The sequence below is a fragment of the Flavobacterium sp. genome, assembly GCF_041392005.1.
In the GTDB taxonomy this organism is placed as follows: domain Bacteria; phylum Bacteroidota; class Bacteroidia; order Flavobacteriales; family Flavobacteriaceae; genus Flavobacterium.
The window spans coordinates 189,715-215,328 of record NZ_JAWKMX010000002.1; the positions used below are offsets into that span (position 1 = coordinate 189,715).

A 25,614-nucleotide genomic window follows, 5' to 3' on the forward strand; every position below is an offset into this window, starting at 1 on the left:
GTTTTTATTAAATTTGCGATTCAAAATTACATAAATAATTCAACCAAAAATGGTTAAAACATCAGAAAATATAATAGTAGGAATAACTATAGGCGATTTAAATGGAATAGGCGCAGAAGTCATTCTTAAAACATTCGAAGATTCAAGAATGTTAGAACTGTGTACGCCAGTTATTTTTGCAAATGCTAAATTGGTTTCGTTTATACGAAAAGTGTTAGATATAAATATTAATATACAAGGTATTGATAATTTAAACCAAATAGTGCCAGGTAAGTTAAATGTACTAAACATTTGGAAGGAAGGCGTAAATTTAGAGTTTGGCAAACCAGACGATGCGGTTGGTAAATATGCAATAAAGTCTTTTACAAAAGCTACCGAAGCATTAAAAGAACAAAAAATAAACGTATTGGTTACCGCGCCAATAAATAAATATAATGTTCAGTCAGAAGAATTTTCTTTTCCTGGGCATACGGGGTATTTAAACAAAGAACTAGAAGGCGATGCACTTATGCTGATGATTTCCGAAAATTTACGAGTAGGCCTGTTAACAGATCATATCCCTGTAAGTGAAGCTGCTAAAAATGTTACTCCAGAACTGTTGCGAAATAAAATTTTAACCATTAAAAACACATTAATACAAGATTTTAAGATACCAAAACCTAAAATAGCAGTGCTGGGTTTAAATCCTCATAGCGGCGATAACGGGGTAATAGGAAAAGAAGAACAAGAAATTGTGGCACCAACGCTTGCTAAAATGCTAGAAGAAGGTACTTATGCGTTTGGTCCATACGCTTCCGATGGTTTTTTTGGCTCTAACCAATATAAAAAATTTGATGCAATTTTAGCCATGTATCACGACCAAGGTTTAATTCCATTTAAAACAATTTCTTTTGGAAATGGTGTTAATTACACGGCAGGATTAAACCACATAAGAACATCGCCAGACCATGGCACAGCATTTGATATTGCTGGAAAAGGAGAAGCTAATTGCACGTCTTTTCGAGAGGCTGTTTTTTTAGCTATAGATGTGTATAAAAATAGGCAAGAATATAAAGAATTGGCTGCCAATCCATTAAAAATAAAAGCTACAGCAGAATAATTTTAAAAAAATAACAAGAACAAGTTTTGTTTTATAATAAAAATAGTATCTTTGCAAGCCAAAATAATGAGGTAAGCTGTTGTTATGAAAGATTTAAAAGGTTTCTTAATTCAGTTTTCTGGATTAAAATTAGGAAAACATCAGTTTGATTATCAGATAGATAATACGTTCTTTAAGTGTTTTGAATATGATGAGTTTAACAACGCGTCGGTAGCGGTAAGTATAAGTTTAGATAAAAAAAATACTATGCTAGAGCTTGTGTTTAAGCATAAAGGTATAGTAAATGTTCCTTGCGATGTTTCAGGAATCGATTTCGATTTACCAATTAAAGGAAAATTAAACTTACTTGTAAAATTTGCAGACGAGTTTAATAACGAAAACGATGAAATGTTATTATTGCCGCACGGCGAATATCAAATAGATGTATCACAATATATATATGAATCTATAGTGTTGTCGGTACCAGCAAAACGAATTCATCCAGGTGTTAAAGATGGAACTTTAGAAACAAAATCTATCGAAACATTAGAAAAATTAGCACCTAAACATAAAGAACAAACAGAAAAACAAGAACAAGAAATAGACCCACGATGGGCAGCATTAAAAAAACTATTAACGGATAAATAATTAATTAAAAATGGCACATCCTAAAAGAAGACAATCGTCTACAAGAAGAGATAAGAGAAGAACGCATTATAAAGCTTCAACACCTCAAATCGCTACATGTCCAGTTACTGGTGAGGCACATTTATACCACAGAGCTTACTGGCACGAAGGAAAATTATACTACAGAGGTCAAGTTGTAGTAGATAAAACAGAGGCAGTTGCATAATTGCTAAAAAAAACTATACCAAACTCTCACTTTTGTGAGAGTTTTTTTATTATTTACAATAATAGTTTTTAAATTAGTAAAATAAACATTTTTTTAAGATATTTTTTTGTAATTTCAACCACTTTTTAGTTGGTGCAAAAGCGATAAAGTAAATTTATGAGTAAAATTTCAGCCGCAATTACTGCAATAGGTTCTTATGTTCCCGATTATGTTTTATCTAATCAGGTTCTAGAAACAATGGTAGAAACAAACGATGAGTGGATTACCACTAGAACAGGTATTAAAGAAAGAAGACTACTAAAAGAAGAAGGACAAGGCACCTCTTTTCTAGCTATAAAAGCAGCTCAAAACTTATTAGAAAAAGCCAATTTAGATCCAAAAGACATTGATTTAGTAATAATGGCCACAGCAACTCCCGATATGCCTGTGGCATCTACAGGTGTATATGTAGCTTCACAAATAGGAGCAACAAACGCTTTTGCCTTCGATTTGCAAGCGGCGTGCTCTAGTTTTCTTTACGGTATGTCAACGGCATCAGCTTATATCGAATCAGGAAAATATAAAAAAGTACTATTAATAGGCGCCGATAAAATGTCGTCAATCATCGATTATACCGATAGAGCTACTTGTATCATTTTCGGAGATGGAGGAGGAGCTGTTCTTTTTGAACCCAACAATGAAGGATTAGGCCTTCAAGATGAGTTTTTACAAAGCGATGGCATTGGACGTGAATTTTTAAAAATTGATGCTGGAGGTTCTATTTTACCAGCATCTGAAGAAACCGTTAAAAATAAACAACATTACGTTTTTCAAGATGGAAAAACGGTTTTTAAATATGCCGTTTCAGGAATGGCCGATGTTAGCGAAAAAATAATGCAGCGAAACAATTTAACCCACGACGATATTAATTGGTTAGTAGCGCATCAAGCAAACAAGCGTATTATAGATGCCACAGCAAATAGAATGGGTTTAACCGAATCAAAAGTGTTAGTTAACATTCATCGTTACGGTAATACAACTTCGGCAACTTTACCTTTACTGTTGTGCGATTTTGAAGATAAATTAAAAAAAGGAGACAATTTAATATTTGCTGCTTTTGGAGGCGGTTTCACTTGGGGAGCTGTTTACCTAAAATGGGCTTATACGAAACAACAATAAAACAAACATTTTAAACAAAAACCAAAGATTATGGATATTAAAGAAATTCAAAACCTAATTAAATTTGTGGCAAAATCTGGCGCCACAGAAGTAAAGTTAGAAATGGATGATTTTAAAATTACCATTAAAACAACAGCCGAAGGAGCAGAAACAACAACTACTTTTGTACAACAAGTACCTGTTTCGGCAGCACTACCGCAAGCTGCAGCTGCACAACCTGTAGCACCGACTGTTCCTGCTGCTACAGAGAACAACACTTCAGATGATAGTAAGTATATTACCATAAAATCGCCAATTATTGGAACATTTTACAGAAAACCAGCACCAGACAAACCAGCGTTTGTTGAAGTTGGCGCATCAATAGGAAAAGGCGATGTAGTGTGTGTAATTGAAGCTATGAAATTATTTAATGAAATTGAATCAGAAATTTCAGGTAAAATAGTTAAAGTTTTAGTAGATGACTCTTCTCCTGTTGAGTTCGATCAGCCATTATTCTTAGTTGATCCATCATAAAAAGTTAGAAGTTAGGAGTTAGAAGTTAGAAGTTTCTAATTTCAATAATTGTCTAATTGGCACATTGTCTAATTATCTAATTAAAAAAAGATGTTTAAAAAAATATTAATCGCAAATAGAGGAGAAATCGCACTTCGAGTAATTCGAACTTGTCGTGAAATGGGTATTAAAACTGTAGCGGTTTATTCTACTGCAGATGCAGAAAGTTTACATGTTCGTTTTGCTGATGAAGCGGTTTGTATTGGCCCGCCGCCAAGCAACCTTTCGTATTTAAAAATGTCGAATATTATTGCAGCTGCAGAAATTACAAATGCAGATGCAATTCATCCCGGATACGGATTCTTATCTGAAAATGCTAAATTTTCTAAAATTTGTGAAGAACACGGTATAAAATTTATTGGTGCTTCTGCAGAAATGATTGAAAAAATGGGAGACAAGGCAACTGCAAAAGCCACTATGGAAGCAGCAGGCGTTCCGTGTGTACCAGGTTCAAAAGGAATTTTAGCTTCGTTTGAAGATGCTAAAAAAACAGCTAAAAAAATTGGTTATCCGGTAATGATGAAAGCTACTGCTGGTGGTGGTGGTAAAGGTATGCGTGCCATTTGGAAAGAAGAAGAACTTCAAAAAGCATGGGAGAGTGCTCGTCAAGAAGCGGCTGCGGCTTTCGGAAACGATGGTATGTATATGGAAAAACTAATTGAAGAACCACGCCATATTGAAATTCAAGTGGTAGGCGATTCATTTGGTAAAGCTTGCCATTTATCAGAAAGAGATTGTTCAGTACAACGTCGTCATCAAAAATTAACAGAAGAAACGCCTTCTCCGTTTATGACAGACGATTTGCGTAATGCAATGGGCGATGCCGCAGTAAGAGCCGCCGAATATATTAAATACGAAGGTGCTGGTACAGTTGAGTTTTTGGTTGATAAGCATAGAAATTTCTATTTTATGGAAATGAATACGCGTATTCAAGTAGAACACCCTATTACGGAACAAGTTATCGATTACGATTTAATTCGTGAGCAAATATTAGTAGCGGCTGGCGTGCCAATTTCGGGTAAAAATTATTTCCCACAATTACACTCAATTGAATGTCGTATAAATGCGGAAGATCCGTATAATGATTTCCGACCTTCGCCAGGTAAAATTACCGTTTTGCACGCACCAGGTGGGCACGGAGTTCGTTTAGATACGCACGTTTATGCGGGTTATACCATTCCACCAAATTACGATTCTATGATTGCGAAGTTAATTACAACTGCACAAACGCGTGAAGAAGCAATTAACAAAATGAAACGTGCTTTAGATGAATTCGTAATAGAAGGTATTAAAACTACCATTCCTTTCCACAGACAGCTAATGGATGAACCCGATTATGTTGCTGGTAATTACACGACTAAGTTTATGGAATCTTTCAAAATGAATGAAGTCTAATAGATAAATAATCCCGAGTTTTCTCGGGATTTTATTTATAAATTTTTTAATAAATTTTCTACTTCCTCTTTCTGTTTAGCATATTTTATTTGCAAATCAGAACCTTCGCCCATTCGGTTATAATAGTCAAATGCTTTGTTTGCAAAGTGTTTTTTATGAAAATCTGATGCTATAGGAATTAATGGAAATTCTTTATGAAATAACATTTCGTAGTAGGCTTGAAACTCGCGTTCGTTTTTATCTTCAACTTTATATTTTTCCGATTTTTGTTTTACATGCAGCATTTCGTGTGCTAAAAGATTAAGAATCAACCGAAGTGGAAAATTGAACACATTGCTAGGAATAATTACAATTTGTTTATCGCCTACTTCGCCATTAGTGGTTAGTAAAATAAAAGTAGGTTCGGCAGCTTCGCGTAGTGCAAACCGAAGTAAATTTTCTTGTTCTAATTCATATATTTTAACTAACCAATGTGCAGCTTCAATGGTTAAACCCAATTGCGCAAAACCTTGTATTGTTTTTTCTATTTCGGAAAGTGCAATCATGTATTAAAACTACAAATTTTGTATTATAGCCCCGATTGAGGTTTTGTTGGAGCTCTTAAACGGTTCTCGATACATTTTTTTCGTCACTTCGAGTTTTCGCTATGCGAAAGTATCGAGAAGTGAAACAAAACACTCGGACTGACGTTTAAAGCGACTACCGAAAGCGGGACTATTTGTGATTGAATTTTGATTTTGTGCTTCAAAAACACATCCCTAACCCATCTCGAGAGGAGAACTAAAGTGTCTCTTTCAACCATTTAAAAAATTCACGTTGCCACACGATTCCGTTTTGTGGTTGTAACACCCAGTGGTTTTCTTCTGGAAAATATAATAATCGGCTTTTAATGCCTTTTAATTGTGCTGCTTGAAAAGCTTCTAAACCTTGTCCAATAGGTACGCGATAATCTTTTCCGCCTTGAACAATTAATATTGGCGTATTCCAATTGTTTACTAAATTAATTGGGTTAAATTCGTTATACGTTTTTTGAGCCGCTTTATTTTCGGTTTCCCAATAGGCGCCACCCATATCCCAATTAGTAAAGAAAACTTCTTCGGTTGTGCCATACATACTTTGTAAATTGAAAATTCCATCATGAGCAATAAACGATTTGAAACGATTGTTGTGAATTCCAGCCAACTGAAATACAGAATAGCCTCCATAACTTGCTCCCACAGCTCCTAATCGTGATGTATCTACATACGTTTCTTTTGCTACATTATCAATCGCACTTAAATAATCATTCATTGCTTGTCCGCCCCAATCTTTACTAATGTCTTCATTCCATTTTACACCATGACCAGGCATTCCTCTTCGATTTGGCGCTACTACAACATAACCTTGCGATGCCATGAGTTGAAAATTCCAACGGAACGAATAGAATTGTGAAAGAGCACCTTGTGGCCCACCTTGACAGTATAGTAATGTTGGATATTTTTTAGTTTTATCGAAGTTTGGCGGTAGAATTAGCCAAACTAACATCTCTTTTCCATCGCTGGTTTTTACCATACGTTTTTCAACCGTTGGTAATACTAATTTTGAATAGGTTGCTGTATTGATGTTGGTAATTTGATTCCATGATTTTTTCTTTAAATCGTAACTAAAAATTTCATTAGCATGATTCATGTCGCTACGTGTAACCAATACGTTATTTCCGTTGAAACCAATAATTTGGTTTACATCAAATTGTCCTTCTGTAATTTGATTAACACGAACAGCAATTTTGGTTAAACCAGGAAAATTAACTTCGAATAATTGCTTTGTTCCATTAATTGGCGCTAAAAGATAAACTTTTTTGCCGTCTTTGCTCCAAGTAAAACTATCAACCGTTCCGTCCCAAGCGGCAGTTAAATTAATATCAATTCCTTTATGGCGAACAATAATGTCGTTTTTATCAGCTTCATAACCATCGCGTTTCATTTGTAGCCAAGATAAATCGCCATTTGGGGAGAATTGTGGCGCAACATCATAACCCAAATTACCTTCAGTTAGGTTTTTGGTTGTTTTTGAAGTAACATTGTATTCGTATAAATCAGTATTGGTACTTGAGGCATATTCTGTTCCAAACTTTTTTTTACAAACATAAATTACTTTTGAACCATCGGGCGACCAAATATAATCTTCATCGCCACCAAAAGGTTTTTGAGGACAATCATAAGGTTCGTTAGCTAAAATATCGGTTTCAATTCCTTTATTATTGATTATAAAAACGTGATTGTGTTTTCCTTCGTTCCAAGTGTCCCAATGACGATAATCTAAATTATTGTAAACTTGTGCTTGACTTTTATCTAATTCGGGATAGAAATCTTTTCCTAAAACTTTTTCGGTTTTTACTTCTTTGCTAGATAAAATAAAGCCATTTAAATTGCTATTTTTATTAGAAACTAAGGTAGAAGCAATTTCTTTTTCAATTTCGGTTGCATTGCCACCATCAACAGAAATAGTGTAATATTTTGAATTCGATTTGTTTTCTTCAACCGAAGGCGTACTTACTTTATATACGATATTTTTTCCGTCTTTTGAAATGCCTAAAACCGAAACCCTGCCTAATTTCCATAATAATTCTGGTGTCATTACTTGTTGTGCTTGAAACGTACTTGTTATCATAATAATGGTAAATAATAAAAATTTTTTCATCTGAAATTAATTAAATTAATGCAATACTTCCTTAAAAGTATGCTAAAAGTACTACTTTTTTAAAAAAATATGTATAATTTCACGACTTTAACAAAATTTTGATTTTACATGAAAAAATTAGCACTGCACTGGCAAATATTATTAGGAATGGTGTTTGGCGTTTTATTTGCCATAATCATGATACAGTTCGATTGGGGTAAAACGTTTATCGTAAATTGGATTAAACCATTTGGTAATATTTTTATTAATTTATTAAAGCTAATTGCTGTGCCGTTAATTTTAGCATCGTTAATTAAAGGTGTTTCCGATTTAAAAGATATTTCGAAACTTTCGCAAATGGGTGGAAGAACTATAGGTTTGTATGTTTTTACTACTGTTTTAGCGGTTTCTATTGGTTTAGTAGCAGTAAATATTATAAAACCAGGAAGTTATATTTCCGAACAAACACGAACCGAACTTGTTGGTAATTATGCAAACGATGCCAATTCGAAAATTGCTGCCGCCGAAAAACAAAAGGAAGCTGGGCCATTACAGGCTTTAGAAGACATCGTGCCAGATAACATTATTAAGGCTTCATCAGACAATGGCAATATGTTGCAAGTAATATTTTTTGCTTTGTTTTTTGGTGTTTCGTTAATTTTAATTCCATATGAACAAGCACAACCTGTAAAAGTTTTTTTTGATGGATTTAACGAAGTTATTCTTAAAATGATCGATATTATAATGCTTGCAGCTCCGTTTGGTGTGTTTGCATTATTAGCTTCTTTAATTGCCGAATCGCCAAGCTTAGATTTGTTTAAAGCGTTAGGAATGTATGGCCTTACAGTAATTATTGGATTGTTAATAATGATAGGTGTTTATTTATTATTGGTTAAGATTTTTACCAATAGAAGCCCGAAGTTTTTTTTAAACGGCATTGCTCCTGCGCAACTTTTAGCTTTTTCTACCAGTTCAAGTGCGGCAACTTTACCCGTTACTATGGAACGTGTGGTAGATAATTTAGGCGTAGATGATGAAGTAGCAAGTTTTGTATTGCCTATTGGTGCAACCATAAATATGGACGGAACGAGTTTGTACCAAGCGGTTGCAGCGGTTTTTATTGCACAAGCTTTTGGTATGGATTTAAATTTAGGTGCTCAATTAGGTATTATTGCAACGGCAACTTTAGCTTCAATTGGTAGTGCTGCTGTTCCAGGTGCGGGTATGGTAATGTTGGTTATTGTATTAGCGCAGGCAGGAATTCCCGAAGCGGGTTTAGCATTAATTTTTGCTATAGACAGACCGCTAGATATGTGTAGAACAACGGTTAATGTAACGGGAGATGCAGCTGTTTCAACCATTGTAGCAAAATCAGTAGGGAAATTAGAATAAAGAATATACAAAATAGAAAGCACTTTTTAACTTTCAACTTGTAAACTTGTAACTATAATAAAATGAACGACTTCCATTGGACACAACTTTTTAATCCTGAATTCTATATTACTATGGAAGTGGGCGGTGTGCCTATAGGTATTTATATGGTGTTGTTTATAGTATTTGCCGAAACGGGCTTGTTTGCTGGTTTTTTCTTACCAGGCGATAGCTTGTTGTTTCTTTCGGGTATTTATTCTCGAGAACTAGTTGAAACATTTTTTCAAATAGAAAGCGATTTTTATAATGTTACCATATTAGCTTTATTAATTGCAATTGCAGCAACATTAGGCAACATTTTTGGGTATTGGTTTGGAGCACGAAGCGGACAGTTTTTATATCAAAAAGAAGATAGTTTTTTCTTCAAAAAAAAATATTTGGTAGAATCGCAAGTGTTTTTTGAACGTCATGGCGGAAAAGCAATAATTTTTGCTCGCTTTTTACCTATTGTACGAACATTTGTGCCCATTATAGCAGGAATTGTGCACATGGATAAACCAAAGTTTATGCTATATAATGTATTAAGCTCGTTGTTATGGTCGTTTACACTAGTTTTTGCAGGACATTATTTATACGGATTTTTCCTAACCGAATTCGATTTAGATTTAAAACAGCATATCGAAAAAATTATATTACTATTAATTGCTATAACTACTTTTCCATTGGTTATGAAAGCGATAAAATCAAGAAAAAACAATACCAGTTCTGAAGATGCAGCTTAATTGTATGTAAATTGATTACGAAATTTTAAAAAGTATGTTTTCAAAAAAGAAAAAAAATACTCCCCAAAAATTATCGAATGATTTTAAAAGTGCTATGAGACATTTTGTGTATTATTATACAAATGGAACGTTGCCTTTTGTAATTGGTGATGAAAATATTTTAAAGGGAATTGATTATCGAGAGGATTTGAAAGAAGAAGCAAGTTTAGTTGAACAGGCTTTTGCAATTTTCACAAATACTATCAAAATGGACGAAAATGGAAAAGTGTTAAACCAAATTCACGCTATGAAAAGAGCTGCTCAATGGATAAGATTTGTTTGTAGGTCAGAGAATGATGATTATGAAGTAGAGCCTGAATTTGAAGACTGGGAAACGGAATTATATTAAGCAAAGACAATTAAGTAAAATTTATGCAGCTTAGTTATTGGGAACTCAAAAATTGGTTTACAAATGTTGATTACACCGTTGTAGGAAGCGGTATTGTAGGTCTTTTTTGTGCATTGCACTTACGAGAAAAATTTCCAAAGGCTAAAATTCTAATTCTCGAAAAAGGAATATTACCGCAAGGTGCTAGTACAAAAAATGCAGGATTTGCTTGTTTTGGCAGTATTTCCGAAATTTTAGACGACTTAAAAACACATACAAAAGATGAAGTTACAGCACTTGTAATAAAACGCTGGCAAGGTTTACATTTGCTTCGTAAACAAATAGGAGATACTCATTTAGATTTTCAACAAAACGGTGGATTTGAATTATTTTTAAAAGAAGACCAACTTTTTTTTGAAGAATGTTCAGATAAAATTCCATTTATAAACGAAGTTTTACACCCTATTTTCAAAGCCAATGTTTTTCAAAAAAAAGCAAATTCATTTGGTTTCCAAAACATTTTTGACACACTAATTTTCAACCCGTTTGAAGGTCAAATTGATACGGGAAGTATGATGCAAGCATTATTAAAAAAAGCAATTTCAAATAATATTTTAATTCTAAACCAGCAAAATGTAACAAATTTCCAAGATTTAAATGATAAAGTTGAGGTAGTAACCAACGATATTTCATTTACATCAAAAAAACTATTGTGGGCAACCAATGGCTTTGCTTCTAGATTAGTAGAAAATCAAGTACAACCTGCCCGTGCGCAAGTGTTGATTACCAAGCCAATTGAAAATCTTCACATAAAAGGAACATTTCATTTAGATAAAGGCTATTATTATTTTAGAAATGTAGGTAATCGCATATTATTTGGTGGTGGCAGAAATCTTGACTTTGAAGGTGAAACTACAACCGATTTAAGTCAAACAAAAATCATTCAAAATTCGTTAGAAAATTTATTAAAAACCGTAATTTTACCACATTCATCTTTTGAAATTGAGCACCGATGGAGCGGCATAATGGGTGTTGGAGCGCAAAAAAACCCAATTGTTAAACAACTTTCTAATAATGTTTTTTGCGGAGTTCGCCTTGGCGGTATGGGTGTGGCTATAGGCAGTTTGGTTGGTAAAGAACTAGCTGATTTAATTTAATTTCAGAAGAAAAAAACACTTTTACATTAAGAAAAATCTACTACATTTGAATTCAATTTTATTTGTACTTCATGGCAAAATCTACTCAACCTAAAACCAATTTTTTTAAAAGAACATTTCGATTGATTTGGAAAGTTTTTATTTGGTTTAACATCATTAGTATTGGTTTTGTTTTGCTTTATAAATTTGTTCCCGTTCCGTTTACACCTTTAATGGCAATTCGTGCTATTGAACAAAAAATGGAAGGAAAAGAAATGACGTGTTCGCACGATTGGGTTTCAATTGACAAAATTTCTCCTAATTTGCAAAAAGCCGTAATTGCCAGCGAAGATGGAAAGTTTTTAGAACACAACGGTTTCGATTTCGAATCCATGCAAAAAGCCTTTGAAAAAAACCAAAAAGGAAAAAAAATTAGAGGTGGAAGCACCATTTCACAACAAACTGCAAAAAACGTATTTCTATGGCCTGGGCGTAGCTATATTCGCAAAGGATTCGAAGCTTATTTCACTTTGTTGATTGAAGTTTTTTGGAGTAAAAAACGCATCATGGAAGTGTACTTAAATAGCATTGAAATGGGCAAGGGTGTGTATGGCGCTGAAGCCGCTTCACAACATTGGTATCATAAAAGTGCACAAAATTTAAGTCGAAATGAAGCGGCTGGTCTTGCAGTTATTTTACCAAACCCAAGAAAATATAATCCGGTAAATCCGGGTCCTTATATTCGCAAACGAAAAGCTACCATTACAAAGTATATTGGTTACACTAAATTAGACTATTAATTTTTTGGCGTTTCCACAACAAAAAACTTCGTTTTTGTTGCGGTCGGGCTTTTCGCACTACACGATAGTTTGCTACAATCCCTAACGCATCAACTAAACCTGTTACATTTTTTAAAATCGTAACAAAACCAGTCTTTTACCTACTAATAAACAAAAAACATTTAATTATGATAGCACACGAAATAGATTACCACATTTATGGCGAAGAAATGCAATACGTAGAAATAGAGCTCGATCCACAAGAAATTGTAGTTGCCGAAGCGGGAAGTTTTATGATGATGGAAAACGGCATTAAAATGGAAACCATTTTTGGCGATGGTAGTAAGCAAGAGGGTGGTGTTTTTGGCAAACTATTATCAGCAGGAAAGCGTGTATTAACAGGCGAAAGTTTGTTTATGACGGCTTATCAAAATATTGATATGGGCAAACGCAAAGTATCATTTGCATCACCATATCCGGGAAAAATTGTACCAATAGATTTAAAAAAGTATGGTGGAAAATTTGTCTGTCAAAAAGATGCTTTTCTTTGTGCTGCAAAAGGTGTTTCTGTAGGAATAGATTTTTCAAAAAAATTAGGACGTGGCTTATTTGGAGGAGAAGGGTTTATTATGCAAAAATTAGAAGGCGACGGAATGGCGTTTGTACATGCAGGCGGAACATTAGCGCGTAAAGAATTGCAACCTGGCGAAGTTTTAAAAGTAGATACAGGTTGTATAGTAGGCTTTACAAAAGATGTGCAGTACGATATTGAATTTGTGGGCGGAATTAAAAACACCATTTTTGGTGGTGAAGGTGTTTTCTTTGCAACACTTCGTGGACCTGGGGTGGCTTATATTCAATCGTTACCATTCAGTCGTTTAGCCGACAGAGTTATTCAAGCCGCACCGCAAATGGGAGGAAAAGATAAAGGAGAAGGAAGTTTGCTAGGTGGTTTAGGGAATCTTTTAGATGGTGATAATCGATTTTAAAATGTAAAAATAGCATCGTAAAAACGATGCTATTTTTTTATAAACTATAATTCAAATTAATACTCCAGCGGTAATTTGCTTTTACATTTCCACCTGTTAGGTTTTGATTAATGGGTAACATGGCATTTGCACCAAATGAAAATGTATCTTTTCCAATTTCAAAGCCCAATTTTCCAAATAAAATATTGCCTTCAGTGTTTCGTACTTTTTGTCCGTGTTGATAATTGGTTTCATAAATTTCGCCCGCAAAACCAGCTTGCGGAACAAATGATAGTTTTTCTTTTTCCAAAACATAAAAGAAAGTACTTCCATAATTGAATTGGTTTCCAAAACGATAGTTTTTCTCATTTTCGGTTTTAATTGTATAATTTAACATGGTATTTAAACCCATTTTATTTTTACGAATGATATATTCTGAAGCTAAAATATAATCCCAACTTCCCGTTCCTAATTGATAACTCGGGTTTACACTTCCATTATTGGTTTCGTTATACTTTCCAGTTGGCATTTTTACACCACCACCAAGCATTACATGATGTTTATAGTTAAGCGAATCGTTTTTGGTTTTAACTATTGAATAAAAGCCTAATGCGGTAATATCGCCAATACCAGATATAGATTGGTCGCCTAAGTTTGATTTACGATTGTGAAAATGATATGGAACTAATAATGAAACCTGAATTTTGTTAGAAACAGGAATTCTTCCCCATAATTGAATGGTATTAAAATTTTCGTCGTACCATGGTGAGTTACTATATAAACCATCTGAGCTTTTATAGGATTGATTAAAGTAACGAACTCCAACAAAATTAGGATTAATCATAGAAGAAAACCCCATACTTCCTCCACTTGCAGAACAACCACAGGCATCACAATCGTCTAAAATTGTATAATATTTTTTGAATGGATTTTCTATTGTTAAACTATCTTTTTCTTTGGCAAAAGCCATTGAAAAACTTACTAATGTAAATAAAATTATTCTCTTCATTTTTAAAATTCAGCGAAACGAGCATCGGTTAAGAACTCATTGTCGGTTAAGGTTTTTAAGAAAGCGATGATTTTTGTTTTTTCATCATTGGTTAAAGGAATTCCAAGTGTACCGTTATTGTTCAAAATTGGGTCTAAATTTTGTGTATTGGTTACACCACTTGCATAATGATTTAAAACAGCTTCTAAAGTATAAAACCTTCCATCGTGCATGTATGGCGCTGTTTTTTCAATATTACGCAAACTCGGCACTTTAAATATATAACGATCTTCTTCTTGTTCGGTAACGCGATATCTTCCATTGTCTTGAATTTGCGGATTTATAGATAAACCATTATTTCGAAACGTGTTATCCGTAAAAATATCAGTGGCATGACAACTCGCACATTTTTGATTAAAAATTGCATAACCATCTAATTCTATTTGTGTTAAATTTCCACCAGTTTCGTTCCTTTTGTATTTATCAAAACGAGAATTCGATGAGGTAAGCATGGTCATAAACTGCGCTAAAGCTTTCAGCATATTTTCACTGTTTATTTCGCCGTTATCAAAAGCTTGCCTGTATAATTTTTGATATTCCGAATCGTTTTGCATCATGGTAATAATATCGATAATATTGCCGTTCATTTCTAATTCGTTTGATATGGGAGCCATTGATAATAATTCAATATGATCGGCAGCACCATCCCAAAAAAACTGGGTTTGATAGGCCATATTTTGAATAGGTGGAGCATTTCTAGTGCCAATTCCATCGCCCACTCCATGACTAAAAGTATGTCCGTGATGTGTAAAGGCGTCTTCTTGAATATGACAAAAGCCACAAGCCACAACACCATCTGAAGCTAAGCGACCATCGTAAAATATTTTTTTACCCAATTCAAATCCTTTTTCGGTAAGAGGATTGTTTTCCATATTGTAAGCTAATGGAGGAAAATTGCTTGGAACTTGATAATTAATAGGAATGTTTTGATATTCAGATTCGTTATCGGAACTACAACCTACTAATAAAAGTAGTGTTGCAAAAAATAAAAGTTTTTTCATTTTTTTTGGATTTTAGTCCATTAAAAATAGAAAGTAAGGTTAAGCCTTTGCAAAACCTTACTTTTCAAAAAGTATTAGTCGTTATGTACGTGATGAACTTCAAACATATTAGGCACATTATTCGCCATTATGTTTTGTACAGGAGTTCCACCCATTACATCTAAACCGTCTTCAAAATTTATTTTTGTAGTTCCATCTACAATTTCTTTTAAATCGGCCATAATATGAATTTGCGGTGTAATGTTTGTACGAACCAATGCGTTTTCTGGTAAATCTAATGTTACTGACGCATAGTTGTAAACATCGCCAGTTTTACCTGTATGAACTCTATAATTTGCATCGGTATTTGATGGCGTAGTAGCTGTTCCTTCAAATTTTACAAATTTATAACCTGACAGCCACGTCCATGTCATTCCCAATTCTGCAGCTCTTTCCCAAAGGTCAACTTGGTTATCGCCGCCTGCATTATATTGCTCTTGATCAATTCCAATTCCGAAAGAAACTTTAGTATAATTTGCCGCAGGAATATTAGGTAAAGATAAAAGAGTACTTGCAGCATCAGCTTCGTTTACAAAAAAGTAGCTGTCTGCTTTTGGCACAGTATAAGTTGAACCATCTTCTTTTGTTAAAACGATATTACTTACAATATAAATAGCATTTGTTGCTTTAATTACTTCGCCGTTTGAGTTGGTATAAGGCGTATTAAAAGCAAAATCGGCATCGCCATAAACGTTATCAAATTCTAACTTTAAAGTTCCGTTACCAGAAATAGTATTTGAATCATCTTCGTTTGAACAAGCAGTAAAAGTAAGTGCAGCAACCATAACGATTGCGATATTTTTTAATTGAAATTTCATTTTTTTAATTGTTTAATTTTAAAATATGGATATAAATTATTGTTCGTCTAAAGAAAACTATCTTTAAACAAAATGTGCGATTTTAGAAATAAAATCAATATTAAAGTTAAACAAAAAGAGTAGGTGGATGAAAGGTTGAATTTGTACAAACCCCTTTATACAAATTCAAATAATGGGAATTAATACTTTTTTGAGAGAAACCAAAAGTTGGACTAAAAGTATAGTCTGCAACTTTAGAGAAATATAAGACTTCAATTTCTGAAGTTTGGTTTTTTTTATCTTGCGATTGTGGTTTTTCTTCTTCAGAAACTTTTGCTAATTCTTTTTTAAGATGACACTTACCATTACATTTAAGTTCTGGTTTATCTTTATTTTCACAAAGTTCGTTAGCAATGTATTCATAATTAACCATGTATTCCAAAAAGGGAATTACTGGTTTTAAAAGGAAAAGAATTCCTATAATTATGAATATATATTTTTTCATAATGCAAAATTATACATTTGCACTTTAAAATAAGTTGATATTTATCATAAAAAAAGCCTCTGTTTTTTTACAGAAGCTTTAATAATTTATAGATTGAAAGTTCTATTTCAATTCTCTAATACCCATATTATATAAAGCAAATGCTTGAATATCTACCTGTTCGTTAATAATTGCTTCGGTAGATTTTCCAGCGCCATGACCAGCATTAGTATCAATACGAATTAAAACTGGGTTTGGTCCTTTTTGTTTGGCTTGTAATTCAGCTGCAAATTTAAAACTATGTGCTGGAACTACTCGATCATCGTGATCACCTGTAGTAACTAATGTTGCTGGATATTGAACGCCAGTTTTTACATTATGAACTGGTGAGTAACCTTTTAAGTATTCAAACATTTCTTTGTTTTGCTCGCTAGTTCCGTAATCGTAAGCCCAACCAGCACCAGCAGTAAAAGTATGATAACGTAACATATCTAAAACTCCTACTTGAGGAATGGCCACTTTCATTAAATCTGGACGTTGTGTCATAGTTGCACCAACTAACAAGCCTCCGTTTGAACCACCTTTAATAGCTAAATAATCAGATGAAGTATATTTTTCTTTAATTAAATATTCGGCAGCAGCGATAAAATCGTCAAATACATTTTGTTTTTTCATTTGCGTTCCGTCATTATGCCATTTGGTTCCGTATTCGCCACCACCACGTAAGTTGGCAACAGCATAAATCCCTCCATTTTCCATCCAAACAGCATTAGCAATGCTAAAACTTGGCGTTAAACTAATATTGAAACCTCCATAACCATATAAAATAGTTGGATTTTTACCGTTTAATTCAGTCCCTTTTTTATAGGTAATAATCATAGGAACTTTAGTACCATCTTTTGAATTGTAGAACACTTGTTTTGATTCAAAATCTTCCGTTTTAAAATCTACATTTGGCTTATTGTATATTTTTGAAGTTCCAGATTTTGGTTCAAATTCATAGATTGTACCTGGAGTAATATAATTGGTAAACGAATAATACAATTCGGCATCTTCTTTTTTACCGCCAAAACCACCTGCAGTACCAATTCCTGGTAATTTAATTTCGCGAACTAATTTTCCGTTATAATCGTATTGTTTTATTTGCGAAACGGCATCTTTCATATATTCTGTAAAAATATAACCTGCCCCAGTTGATGCCGATAAAACATTTTCTGTTTCAGGAATAAAGTCTGCCCAATTTTCTTGTTGAGGTTTTGCTAAATCGAAAGTTACAACTCTTTTATTAGGCGCATTAAAATCAGTTGCAACATAAAACTTTGTTCCAACATTATCAATTACATCACTATTACTTTCAAAATTATTTACAATATTTACAATTGGTCCATTATTAGCTAAATCTTTAATGTATAATTCATTACCATTTGTGGCATTTGCGGCTGAAATTATTAGGTAATTTTCATCTTCTGTAACATAACCGCCTACGTATCTTCTTTTTTCATTTAGGCCAAAAATTATTTTGTCTTCAATTTGTTTTGTTCCTAATTTGTGAAAATATAGTTTATGCTGGTCGGTTTTTGCCGAAAGTTCGCTTCCTTTTGGTTTATCGTAGCTCGAATAATAGAACCCTTCGTTTTTATACCACGACATACCACTAAACTTTACATCAACAATAGTATCGCCAATAATTTCTTTAGTTTCTGTATTTAATATAATTACTTTTCGCCAATCGCTTCCACCTTCTGAAATGGCATAAGCTGCCATTGAACCATCTTTTGTAAAGCTTAAACCGCCAAGTGAGGTTGTGCCGTCTTTTGAAAAAGTATTTGGATCTAAGAAAATTTCTTCTTTTCCACTTTCGTTTTTTCTATATAAAACGGACTGATTTTGTAATCCATCATTTTTATAGAAATAAGTATAATTCCCTTCTTTAAATGGTGCCGAAACTTTTTCGTAATTCCACAATTTTTCTAATCTTTCCTTTATTTTATTTCGGAAAGGAATTTTATTTAAGTAACCAAAAGTTACTTCGTTTTCTGCTTTTACCCAAGCTTCTGTTTCGGGACTTCTATCGTCTTCTAGCCATCTATATGGATCTTGAATTGAATCGCCAAAGTAAACAGCTACGGTGTCTACTTTTTTTGTTTGCGGATAAACCACACTCATATCTAATTCTTCAGTTTTAGTTTCTTCTTTTTTACAAGCAATAAATACCGTTGCGGAAAGAAGTAAAATTATTGATTTTTTCATTCGTAAAGTTTTGGTTTCAAACAAAAATACTAAATAACTTTGTTAAGTTTTGTTAAAATAAAAACCCTTTAAAATTTCAAAGGGTTTTTAGAATTATTGTATTAGTATAGGAAAACTAACTTCGGCATCTGTTGAGCCGCCAGCGTTTGTAATATCTCCATTGCTAACACCAGAAGCTTCTTTATTTGGTTCGTGACGTAAAGTAACAGTTAAAGTACCAGAGCCTGCGTTACCAGTTACTAAAGTGAACTCTAAACCAATTGGGTTACCATTATCATCTACATCGTCATAAGTAATTGTTCCTAAAGAATTTGTTAGCTGATAGAATATTTGATGATCTACACCTTCTTCTTCAACTTCTGCTGTAATGTTTTCAGCTGGGTTTTCTAATTCATTTAGAAATTTTACAGAACCTAAATATGTTGTGCTTGCGGCTAAGTCTCCAGAAACTGTAACTTTAGGTGCGTTTGGTCCGTCACCATCTAAATCTTGAGATTGTAATGTTATGGTGTTTCCACCATTTACTAGTGTGACTTTAATTGTAGTAATTACTTCTTCCTCGTTAACAGGTGCTGGTTTATCATCGTTTGAACAAGAAAATAATGTAAATACTAGTAATGCAAATGATGTTAATTTTAAATGTTTCATTTTTTTAAATTTTTAATAATTAAATTTTAATTGAAATTGAAAATTTCTACCCATTTCATCGGCATAAAATCGTTGCCGATTAAGGTAGTCTCTATAATTAGTGTTTAATAAATTTTGAATAGAAAATGCAGTCGTAATTGTTTTGTTTTTAAATACTGAAAATCGACATTCAGCTTGAAAATGTAATAAACTATAAGTATTTGGAGGCGTACTAATATCTACTATAGCTGGAGTTAAATTTCCGTTTACTAAAATAGTGGTTTCAAAATTAAAATTGGGATAATTCGTTTGATTTAAAACTGTTTCTGATTTTAATTCTAACAATAATTTATTCCATTTTTTATTTGTATACTGAATACTTTGTGTTGTGTTAAAAGGAGGCATATCGATTAAATAATCATCTTTTTTTAAATCGCGACCTATTAAATATGCAAAGTTTCCATTATACTTAAAATGCTCATTGATAATCCAACTTCCACTAACGTCAATACCAGTTAATAATGCATCGGTTTGTTTATATTCCCAAACTGGAAAAGCACCGCGAATTGTTGTTTCAATGCTTGTTGGTTGTAAATAAATAAAATCGACAATACGATTGATAAAAGGATTAGCTTCTAAAGTAACTTTCTTCCATTCTTTTCGAATAGTTGAATTGATTTTCAAAGCTTTTTCTTGTTGCAATCTCAAATCGCCTAATTCTATTTGACCGATAGCATGATGCAAACCATCACTAAAAAGTTCGGATACATTTGGGTTTCTTGTTGCTAAACCAATGCTAAACAGCCAGTTTATTTCGTGATGAAACTGTTTGTTAAAACCAATACTTCCAGCAAAATTGTGATAATCAAAAGTTGGTTTAGTTAACCATTGTGTTCCATAATCTTCAACAATGAATTGCGAAAAATCTTCATCGTAACTACGTTCATCCCATCTCGATTTCAAATAATATTTCGATGCTTCAATTCTAGAAAAATCATAACGAATTCCACCTTCAATTTTAAGCGAATTGTCAATTTTATAATTCGTAATTGAATAGATGCCAAAATCAAATTTGTTAAAATTTGGAATTAACGGTCTAACACCTGTATTAGGATTTGCAACATTGTTTTGGTAACCAAAACTAATACCATTTGTAAATTTCCAACTTTCTTTAGAATATTTGTAGTTCGTTTGAAAATTATGTGAATCTAAATTTAAATCTAAAGCGGGTCTTTCATCTTCACTATTTCTACGAACATCAAATTCTTTTCTATTGTTAAATTGAAAAGCATATTGAAAATCGATTTTTGAGGATTCATTTAACTTTTGTTCGTAAAATACTTTTGCCAAATGATGTTGTACTTCTTGTTTAGGTTGGTTTATATTGTAACTAAACGGCTCTACTACATATGGTTTCTGGTTTGTAATTGCATTATATAAATCGGTTACATTACCAATATGCGAAGCTTTTAAAATTCCCATTTGCGAATTATAGAAACTATATGAACCGGAAATACTATAATTGTCTTGAACGTATTTTAAGTTTCCCGAAAAGTTTTGCTCTCGATTACCAGTGTTAGATAAGACGTAATTTGGAGCTTCTCGGTCGCCAAAATATTTAGCTGTTCCAACGATGTTCCATGCCCAACCCTTTCGAGTTCCTTTTGTTAAGCTCGAACTGATACTTCCACCCCTTCCATTTGTAGCTCCTGTAATAATAGTTTTTCCGATAATGGTATCTTTTTTTAAAGAAATTGGTTCTATAATAACAATTCCACCAATGGCATCGCCACCATATTGAAGTGTTGAAGCTCCTTTTAAAACAGTAAGTGAATTAGCAGCATTTACATCAAAATTTGGCGCATGTTCTACACCCCATTGTTGATCTTCCAACCGAATATTATCAGTAATAATTGGTACTCTAAAACTATGTAAACCATTAACAACTGGTTTTACAATAGTTGTTCCAGACTTTAATGTACTTACACCTGAAATCTCTTTCAAAGCATCGCCTAAAGTTACATTGCTGTAATTTTCAATAGTTTTAGAATTTATCTTTTGTTCGTTATCTACTGCACTTTGCTTTGTAAGTTTTTCGGTTATTAGAATTCCACTTAGATTTGTAGTGGTTGGAAATAGTTGTTTATTATAAATAATATTTTTGTCAACATTGATAGTTTCAGTAACGGTTTCATATCCTATGTATGAAATGTAAATTTTATAATTGTCTTTTTTTAAATTTTCGACACTGAATTTTCCATTGTTGTTGGTTGCAGTTATTTTGTTGCCCACATGAATATGCACGTTTTCTAAAGGCATGTTTTTTTCATTATAAATTATGCCAGAAAAACTATATTGTGCCTTTGCATAAACACAAAGCAACAAGAAAACACTTAACACTATACGTTGCATTTTCTGTTGTTTAATTAATTAATCGCTAAATTTTATTTTTTTAGAATAAATTAATTACAAGGTGGTCCGCGATGTGAGAATAAACTTCCGCAAAAAAAAGTAGTTGCTTCTTTTATGCTAAAAGAATACGGGTTTTCTTTAAATGGTGAATGAAATTTAAACGTAAAAATTTCAGTTTTTAAGAAGGTTGCAAATTTAAACTCACAAACAAGACAATCTTCTTTTTCTGAAATTGTTTTTTCAAAAGCATTTTTGTTTTTCTTTTCTTGATGTTGGCAAGATGAAAAACTATGTTGATGATGCGAAAATATATGCAACGATTGGTAGCTTACTGCAAAAATTACAGCAAGCATTAAAATACAGTTTAGTATTGCAATTTTCTTTTTCACTCTTGCAAAGGTATAAAAAAATGTCCCATTTTAATGGGACATTTTTTTAATAGTTTATTTGTATTATTTTTTTACGATTAAGAATTCGGAACGTCTGTTTAGTGCGTGTTGTTCTTCGGTACAATCTTTTTTGCAATCTACTTTAGGTTCTGTTTCACCGAAACCTTGTCCTGATATTCTTTCTTTATCGATTCCTTTTGATATAATGTATTGAACGGTTGCTTTGGCTCTTCGGTCTGATAGGTTCATGTTGTATTTATCGCTTCCGCGGTTATCGGTATGCGATTTTGCGAAGATTACCATTGTTGGGTTTTCGTTCATTACTTGTACTAATTTGTCTAATTCTTCTGCTCCTTGAGCTGTTATGTTGCTTTTATCGAACTCGAAGAATATAGGTTCTAGTATCACTTCTTTGTCGGTTATAATAGGTTTTATAGGTTGTAATAGTACTTCTATTAGCGCTGTTCCACCGTCGGTTTTCGAGAAGGTTGCTACCCCATTTTCGAATCCTTTTTTAGAGGCTTGCACAGCGTATTGCTTGTTACAATTTAGGCTAAAGTTAGCTTTTCCGTCGGTTTTCGAGTTTTGATTAGCAATAACTTTATCGGCTTCTACTAGTGCTACCATAGCATCTGCAATTGCAGCACCTGTTTCGGCGTTTTTAACCAGTACTACTCCGTTAACACCACAAACAGGAACGGCTGTGTAAAGGTTATCGTTTCCTGATCGGTTACTAGCAAAGAACGCTATTTTTTTAGTTTCGTTGTAAGCAAATGAAAAATCGTCTTTTTCACTGTTTACGGGTTCGCCTAAATTAACGGCCTGCTGTGCTTTATTTAAGTCGGTTTTAAACACATCGTATCCGCCAAAACCTTCTCGTGCATCGGAAGCAAAATACAGCACATTCGATTCGCTTACATAAGGAAAGCTTTCATTGCCTGCTGTGTTTACTGTGTTTCCTAAGTTTTCTGGTGTGCCATATGAACCGTTATTAATGTTTACTTTCCAAATATCTTCTCCACCTAATCCTCCTGGCATATCTGATGAAAAGTATAAGGTTTTACCATCGCTACTTACCGCAGGGTTACGCATAGAATATTCTTTGTTGTTAAAAGGCAATGCTTTTATGTCTGTAAATGTGTTACCATCGCGAACGGCTTTGTATAAGAACATTTGACCGTATTTTAGCTTTTTTTGCTTGTCTTTTACAAACTCGCCATCGTTAAAACTCTCGCTAGAATAGTAAATAGTGTTGCCATCGGGGCTAAAAGCTACAGGGCCTTCGTTCCACTTGGTGTTTAATCCATCTACTAACGATGATTCGCTAAAAGTGCCATCTTGGTTATAAATAGCTTTGTAAATGTCTAAATAAGGTTCGTCATTCCAGCCGTATTTTTTTCTTGATTCGTTACGAGAACTTACAAAATAAACTTCGTTATCGTTTGTAAGAATGGCTCCAAAATCTGAATTCTCGCTATTTAAATCGGCATTAGAAACATCAAATAGTTTAGCTTGTGCTTTTAAATCGGACAAATAGTTAGGATTATTTTTAAAATCTTTAGCTCTTTGGTCGTTTGGTTTTAAAGCCGCAAATTTAGCCATCTGCTTATCGGCTTCGGAATAATTACCATTTGCTTTAAGCATTTGTGCATAGCGGTAATAGGTTTCGGCATCGTTTTTTTGGTCGGCCACCTTAGCGTACCATTGTGCTGCTTCTTTAGTGTTGAAGATATAGTAATAACTATCGGCTAATTGACTCTCGACATACACGTTTGATTTTCCGTTATTTACCAATTTTAAATATTCTTTGGCGGCATCTACATACTCGTAACGGTCAAACAGCTTATCGGCCGTTTTGGTTTCCTTATTTTGGGCGCTAAGCAAACTACTGGCGATTACAAAACTTAAGGTTAAATATATTTTTTTCATGTCATTAACGAGTTTAGGTTAAAAAAATCTTGGTGAACTTGATACTTTTTTAGGAAAGTTCAAATCAAACAGTAGAATAAATTCGTGCGATGATGGTGTGGTAACATTCAAATCTGACACGATATGATCGTAAGCATAGCCTATTCTTAAATTTGGTGTAATGGCGTAATTAACCATAGCTCCAAAACTGTCTTCTAATCGATATGTAGCGCCAATTTCAAACTTGTTGTTAAACAAAAAATTGGTAGATAAATCTAACGACATAGGTGCGCTAAATGCCGATTTTAACATAAAGAAGGGTTTAAATTTTACTTTGCTTGATACATCAAAAACATAACCTCCTGTTACAAAATAATGAGAGGTTTCTGAACCAAACTCGTACTCATCGCCGCTTACGGTTAAATCTAAATGTTTAGACTTTAACATATTGGGAACCGAAACGCCTAAATAGTACTTGTTAGTATAAAAGAAAACTCCTGTACCTACATTAAAATACGTGTTGTTTATATCTTCCGAAAAAGCAGGGTCGTTAGCATCGGGAACACGCCCATTACCTATATCGCTATACAAACCTACATCGTGAAGGGTTAAACCTGCTTTTAATCCAAAGGCTAATTTGTGCTCAACACCTAAATTTAAAGTGTATGAAAAATCACCATAAATATTACTCTCTGTTACAGGACCAATTTTATCGCTAATAAACGAAAGACCAGCACCTACATTTCTTCCTACTGGTGAATGCGCAAAAAACGTACCCGTAGTAGGAGCATCTTCTATCTCTACCCATTGTTTACGATATAACAACCCTAAAGAAAGATTCTCTTTAGAACCAGCATAAGCAGGGTTCATAACACTCATATTGTACATATATTGTGTATAGTGGGGATCTTGCTGAGCCGTTGACTCAACTATACATCCTAACGCTAATAAGGCAACTAAATATAGTTTTTTCATTGTATTGAATTTTAAGTAAAACTCCTCGGGGTAATTATTTACCCCGAAAAAGCTTGTTTTTAGTGTTGTCTGTTAATATAAACCCATCCTGTGCGAGCAGGAGAATTGTTAAAGTAAATTACATAGTAATACGTAGCATCTGGTAACTCATCGCCAGAATCTGAATATCCAGACCACTCATTTACATAATCCGACTTCGAATAAACCTTCATACCGTAACGATTAAAGATCTCTAACTTCTTAACATCAAAATTCGATAAATCAAACGTGTCGTTTAATCCATCTCCATTCGGAGAAATACCTCGTGGAATCATACAACCAATTACATTAACTGTAAAAGTTCCCGAAGCATAACAAATATCGTCTGGAGTAAATGTATAAGTTTTTTCTCCACCATTAGATGTGTCTATAGTACTAGGAGACCAACTTCCTGAAAGAGTATAACCTTCATCGGTAACTGTTGGAAAATTAATAGTGGTATCGCCACATACTTCAATACCTGTAAAGCGTATAGGTTGCTTATCGGTAATAGTTACAGATAATGTTCCCACAGCTGCACATTGTCCTGCATCTGGTGTAAAGGTGTA

General features: G+C 33.5%; 25 protein-coding genes. 12 read left to right on the forward strand and 13 right to left on the reverse strand.

Features of this window, described 5'->3' with window-relative positions:
- Nucleotides 1–49 precede the first annotated feature (49 nt).
- The 6 genes from pdxA to accC all read left to right on the forward strand — a co-directional run bounded on the left by pdxA (nucleotide 50) and on the right by accC (nucleotide 5,036).
- A complete protein-coding gene (pdxA, locus tag R2808_RS02470; RefSeq protein WP_371269348.1) occupies nucleotides 50–1,099 on the forward strand; it encodes a 4-hydroxythreonine-4-phosphate dehydrogenase PdxA in 1,050 nt (349 codons plus the stop codon).
- Nucleotides 1,100–1,183: 84 nt separating this feature from the next.
- On the forward strand, nucleotides 1,184–1,726 hold the full coding sequence (locus R2808_RS02475; protein WP_371269349.1) for a DUF177 domain-containing protein: 543 nt from the start codon (nucleotides 1,184–1,186) through the stop codon (nucleotides 1,724–1,726).
- A 10-nt stretch (nucleotides 1,727–1,736) separates the two neighbouring features.
- Entirely contained in the window at nucleotides 1,737–1,931 is a 195-nt protein-coding gene (gene rpmF, locus R2808_RS02480) for a 50S ribosomal protein L32 (RefSeq protein ID WP_072781908.1), read from the forward strand.
- A gap of 156 nt (nucleotides 1,932–2,087) precedes the next feature.
- On the forward strand, nucleotides 2,088–3,089 hold the full coding sequence (locus R2808_RS02485; protein ID WP_371269350.1) for a beta-ketoacyl-ACP synthase III: 1,002 nt from the start codon (nucleotides 2,088–2,090) through the stop codon (nucleotides 3,087–3,089).
- Nucleotides 3,090–3,119: 30 nt separating this feature from the next.
- Nucleotides 3,120–3,602, forward strand: coding sequence for an acetyl-CoA carboxylase biotin carboxyl carrier protein (gene accB, locus R2808_RS02490; RefSeq protein ID WP_371269351.1), 483 nt, complete (start codon nucleotides 3,120–3,122; stop codon nucleotides 3,600–3,602).
- A gap of 90 nt (nucleotides 3,603–3,692) precedes the next feature.
- Nucleotides 3,693–5,036 (forward strand): acetyl-CoA carboxylase biotin carboxylase subunit, encoded by a 1,344-nt coding sequence (gene accC, locus R2808_RS02495; protein ID WP_371269352.1) that lies wholly within the window; start codon nucleotides 3,693–3,695, stop codon nucleotides 5,034–5,036.
- Nucleotides 5,037–5,071: 35 nt separating this feature from the next.
- Here the strand turns inward: accC and R2808_RS02500 are convergent, their stop codons facing one another.
- On the reverse strand, nucleotides 5,072–5,581 hold the full coding sequence (locus R2808_RS02500; RefSeq protein WP_371269353.1) for a hypothetical protein: 510 nt from the start codon (nucleotides 5,579–5,581) through the stop codon (nucleotides 5,072–5,074).
- A 235-nt stretch (nucleotides 5,582–5,816) separates the two neighbouring features.
- Entirely contained in the window at nucleotides 5,817–7,715 is a 1,899-nt protein-coding gene (locus R2808_RS02505) for an alpha/beta fold hydrolase (RefSeq protein WP_371269354.1), read from the reverse strand.
- 108 nt (nucleotides 7,716–7,823) lie between these two features.
- On the opposite strand from R2808_RS02505, the gene R2808_RS02510 reads away from it, so the two are divergent.
- The 6 genes from R2808_RS02510 to R2808_RS02535 all read left to right on the forward strand — a co-directional run bounded on the left by R2808_RS02510 (nucleotide 7,824) and on the right by R2808_RS02535 (nucleotide 13,118).
- Nucleotides 7,824–9,086, forward strand: coding sequence for a dicarboxylate/amino acid:cation symporter (locus R2808_RS02510; RefSeq protein ID WP_371269355.1), 1,263 nt, complete (start codon nucleotides 7,824–7,826; stop codon nucleotides 9,084–9,086).
- A 62-nt stretch (nucleotides 9,087–9,148) separates the two neighbouring features.
- On the forward strand, nucleotides 9,149–9,847 hold the full coding sequence (locus R2808_RS02515; RefSeq protein ID WP_371269356.1) for a DedA family protein: 699 nt from the start codon (nucleotides 9,149–9,151) through the stop codon (nucleotides 9,845–9,847).
- Between the two features lie 34 nt (nucleotides 9,848–9,881).
- The gene (locus tag R2808_RS02520) at nucleotides 9,882–10,235 is read left to right on the forward strand and encodes a hypothetical protein (RefSeq protein WP_371269357.1); all 354 of its coding nucleotides are present in this window, start codon (nucleotides 9,882–9,884) and stop codon (nucleotides 10,233–10,235) included.
- A gap of 23 nt (nucleotides 10,236–10,258) precedes the next feature.
- Complete coding sequence (locus R2808_RS02525; RefSeq protein ID WP_371269358.1) at nucleotides 10,259–11,371, forward strand: NAD(P)/FAD-dependent oxidoreductase; 1,113 nt, start codon at nucleotides 10,259–10,261, stop codon at nucleotides 11,369–11,371.
- Nucleotides 11,372–11,442: 71 nt separating this feature from the next.
- Complete coding sequence (gene mtgA, locus R2808_RS02530) at nucleotides 11,443–12,150, forward strand: monofunctional biosynthetic peptidoglycan transglycosylase (protein WP_371269359.1); 708 nt, start codon at nucleotides 11,443–11,445, stop codon at nucleotides 12,148–12,150.
- A 167-nt stretch (nucleotides 12,151–12,317) separates the two neighbouring features.
- Nucleotides 12,318–13,118 carry a TIGR00266 family protein gene (locus R2808_RS02535; protein ID WP_371269360.1) on the forward strand — a complete coding sequence of 267 codons (801 nt, stop codon included), beginning with the start codon at nucleotides 12,318–12,320 and terminating at the stop codon, nucleotides 13,116–13,118.
- Between the two features lie 37 nt (nucleotides 13,119–13,155).
- Here R2808_RS02535 and R2808_RS02540 read toward each other — a convergent pair whose 3' ends face one another.
- The 11 genes from R2808_RS02540 to R2808_RS02590 all read right to left on the reverse strand — a co-directional run.
- Nucleotides 13,156–14,106 carry a transporter gene (locus tag R2808_RS02540; protein WP_371269361.1) on the reverse strand — a complete coding sequence of 317 codons (951 nt, stop codon included), beginning with the start codon at nucleotides 14,104–14,106 and terminating at the stop codon, nucleotides 13,156–13,158.
- Between the two features lie 2 nt (nucleotides 14,107–14,108).
- On the reverse strand, nucleotides 14,109–15,146 hold the full coding sequence (locus R2808_RS02545) for a cytochrome-c peroxidase (RefSeq protein ID WP_371269362.1): 1,038 nt from the start codon (nucleotides 15,144–15,146) through the stop codon (nucleotides 14,109–14,111).
- 74 nt (nucleotides 15,147–15,220) lie between these two features.
- Nucleotides 15,221–16,003: an MbnP family protein gene (locus R2808_RS02550; RefSeq protein ID WP_371269363.1), complete on the reverse strand. Its 783-nt coding sequence runs from the start codon at nucleotides 16,001–16,003 to the stop codon at nucleotides 15,221–15,223.
- A 106-nt stretch (nucleotides 16,004–16,109) separates the two neighbouring features.
- A complete protein-coding gene (locus R2808_RS02555) occupies nucleotides 16,110–16,487 on the reverse strand; it encodes a hypothetical protein (protein ID WP_371269364.1) in 378 nt (125 codons plus the stop codon).
- A gap of 102 nt (nucleotides 16,488–16,589) precedes the next feature.
- Nucleotides 16,590–18,716 carry a prolyl oligopeptidase family protein gene (locus R2808_RS02560; protein WP_371269365.1) on the reverse strand — a complete coding sequence of 709 codons (2,127 nt, stop codon included), beginning with the start codon at nucleotides 18,714–18,716 and terminating at the stop codon, nucleotides 16,590–16,592.
- A 93-nt stretch (nucleotides 18,717–18,809) separates the two neighbouring features.
- Nucleotides 18,810–19,364 (reverse strand): type 1 periplasmic binding fold superfamily protein, encoded by a 555-nt coding sequence (locus R2808_RS02565; protein ID WP_371269366.1) that lies wholly within the window; start codon nucleotides 19,362–19,364, stop codon nucleotides 18,810–18,812.
- Nucleotides 19,365–19,376: 12 nt separating this feature from the next.
- Nucleotides 19,377–21,755 (reverse strand): TonB-dependent receptor domain-containing protein, encoded by a 2,379-nt coding sequence (locus R2808_RS02570; RefSeq protein ID WP_371269367.1) that lies wholly within the window; start codon nucleotides 21,753–21,755, stop codon nucleotides 19,377–19,379.
- A gap of 50 nt (nucleotides 21,756–21,805) precedes the next feature.
- The gene (locus R2808_RS02575; protein ID WP_371269368.1) at nucleotides 21,806–22,108 is read right to left on the reverse strand and encodes a hypothetical protein; all 303 of its coding nucleotides are present in this window, start codon (nucleotides 22,106–22,108) and stop codon (nucleotides 21,806–21,808) included.
- A gap of 99 nt (nucleotides 22,109–22,207) precedes the next feature.
- Entirely contained in the window at nucleotides 22,208–24,073 is a 1,866-nt protein-coding gene (locus R2808_RS02580) for an OmpA family protein (RefSeq protein WP_371269369.1), read from the reverse strand.
- An 18-nt stretch (nucleotides 24,074–24,091) separates the two neighbouring features.
- On the reverse strand, nucleotides 24,092–25,027 hold the full coding sequence (locus R2808_RS02585) for a type IX secretion system membrane protein PorP/SprF (protein WP_371269370.1): 936 nt from the start codon (nucleotides 25,025–25,027) through the stop codon (nucleotides 24,092–24,094).
- 59 nt (nucleotides 25,028–25,086) lie between these two features.
- Nucleotides 25,087–25,614: gliding motility-associated C-terminal domain-containing protein (locus R2808_RS02590; RefSeq protein ID WP_371269371.1), on the reverse strand; the 528-nt coding region annotated here is incomplete at its 5' end.

Coding starts and splice junctions, on each gene's coding strand:
- pdxA (WP_371269348.1), top strand. CDS start 50: ATGGTTAAAACATCAGAAAATATAATAGTAGGAATAACTATAGGCGAT.
- R2808_RS02475 (WP_371269349.1), top strand. CDS start 1,184: ATGAAAGATTTAAAAGGTTTCTTAATTCAGTTTTCTGGATTAAAATTA.
- rpmF (WP_072781908.1), top strand. CDS start 1,737: ATGGCACATCCTAAAAGAAGACAATCGTCTACAAGAAGAGATAAGAGA.
- R2808_RS02485 (WP_371269350.1), top strand. CDS start 2,088: ATGAGTAAAATTTCAGCCGCAATTACTGCAATAGGTTCTTATGTTCCC.
- accB (WP_371269351.1), top strand. CDS start 3,120: ATGGATATTAAAGAAATTCAAAACCTAATTAAATTTGTGGCAAAATCT.
- accC (WP_371269352.1), top strand. CDS start 3,693: ATGTTTAAAAAAATATTAATCGCAAATAGAGGAGAAATCGCACTTCGA.
- R2808_RS02500 (WP_371269353.1), bottom strand. CDS start 5,581: ATGATTGCACTTTCCGAAATAGAAAAAACAATACAAGGTTTTGCGCAA.
- R2808_RS02505 (WP_371269354.1), bottom strand. CDS start 7,715: ATGAAAAAATTTTTATTATTTACCATTATTATGATAACAAGTACGTTT.
- R2808_RS02510 (WP_371269355.1), top strand. CDS start 7,824: ATGAAAAAATTAGCACTGCACTGGCAAATATTATTAGGAATGGTGTTT.
- R2808_RS02515 (WP_371269356.1), top strand. CDS start 9,149: ATGAACGACTTCCATTGGACACAACTTTTTAATCCTGAATTCTATATT.
- R2808_RS02520 (WP_371269357.1), top strand. CDS start 9,882: ATGTTTTCAAAAAAGAAAAAAAATACTCCCCAAAAATTATCGAATGAT.
- R2808_RS02525 (WP_371269358.1), top strand. CDS start 10,259: ATGCAGCTTAGTTATTGGGAACTCAAAAATTGGTTTACAAATGTTGAT.
- mtgA (WP_371269359.1), top strand. CDS start 11,443: ATGGCAAAATCTACTCAACCTAAAACCAATTTTTTTAAAAGAACATTT.
- R2808_RS02535 (WP_371269360.1), top strand. CDS start 12,318: ATGATAGCACACGAAATAGATTACCACATTTATGGCGAAGAAATGCAA.
- R2808_RS02540 (WP_371269361.1), bottom strand. CDS start 14,106: ATGAAGAGAATAATTTTATTTACATTAGTAAGTTTTTCAATGGCTTTT.
- R2808_RS02545 (WP_371269362.1), bottom strand. CDS start 15,146: ATGAAAAAACTTTTATTTTTTGCAACACTACTTTTATTAGTAGGTTGT.
- R2808_RS02550 (WP_371269363.1), bottom strand. CDS start 16,003: ATGAAATTTCAATTAAAAAATATCGCAATCGTTATGGTTGCTGCACTT.
- R2808_RS02555 (WP_371269364.1), bottom strand. CDS start 16,487: ATGAAAAAATATATATTCATAATTATAGGAATTCTTTTCCTTTTAAAA.
- R2808_RS02560 (WP_371269365.1), bottom strand. CDS start 18,716: ATGAAAAAATCAATAATTTTACTTCTTTCCGCAACGGTATTTATTGCT.
- R2808_RS02565 (WP_371269366.1), bottom strand. CDS start 19,364: ATGAAACATTTAAAATTAACATCATTTGCATTACTAGTATTTACATTA.
- R2808_RS02570 (WP_371269367.1), bottom strand. CDS start 21,755: ATGCAACGTATAGTGTTAAGTGTTTTCTTGTTGCTTTGTGTTTATGCA.
- R2808_RS02575 (WP_371269368.1), bottom strand. CDS start 22,108: ATGCTTGCTGTAATTTTTGCAGTAAGCTACCAATCGTTGCATATATTT.
- R2808_RS02580 (WP_371269369.1), bottom strand. CDS start 24,073: ATGAAAAAAATATATTTAACCTTAAGTTTTGTAATCGCCAGTAGTTTG.
- R2808_RS02585 (WP_371269370.1), bottom strand. CDS start 25,027: ATGAAAAAACTATATTTAGTTGCCTTATTAGCGTTAGGATGTATAGTT.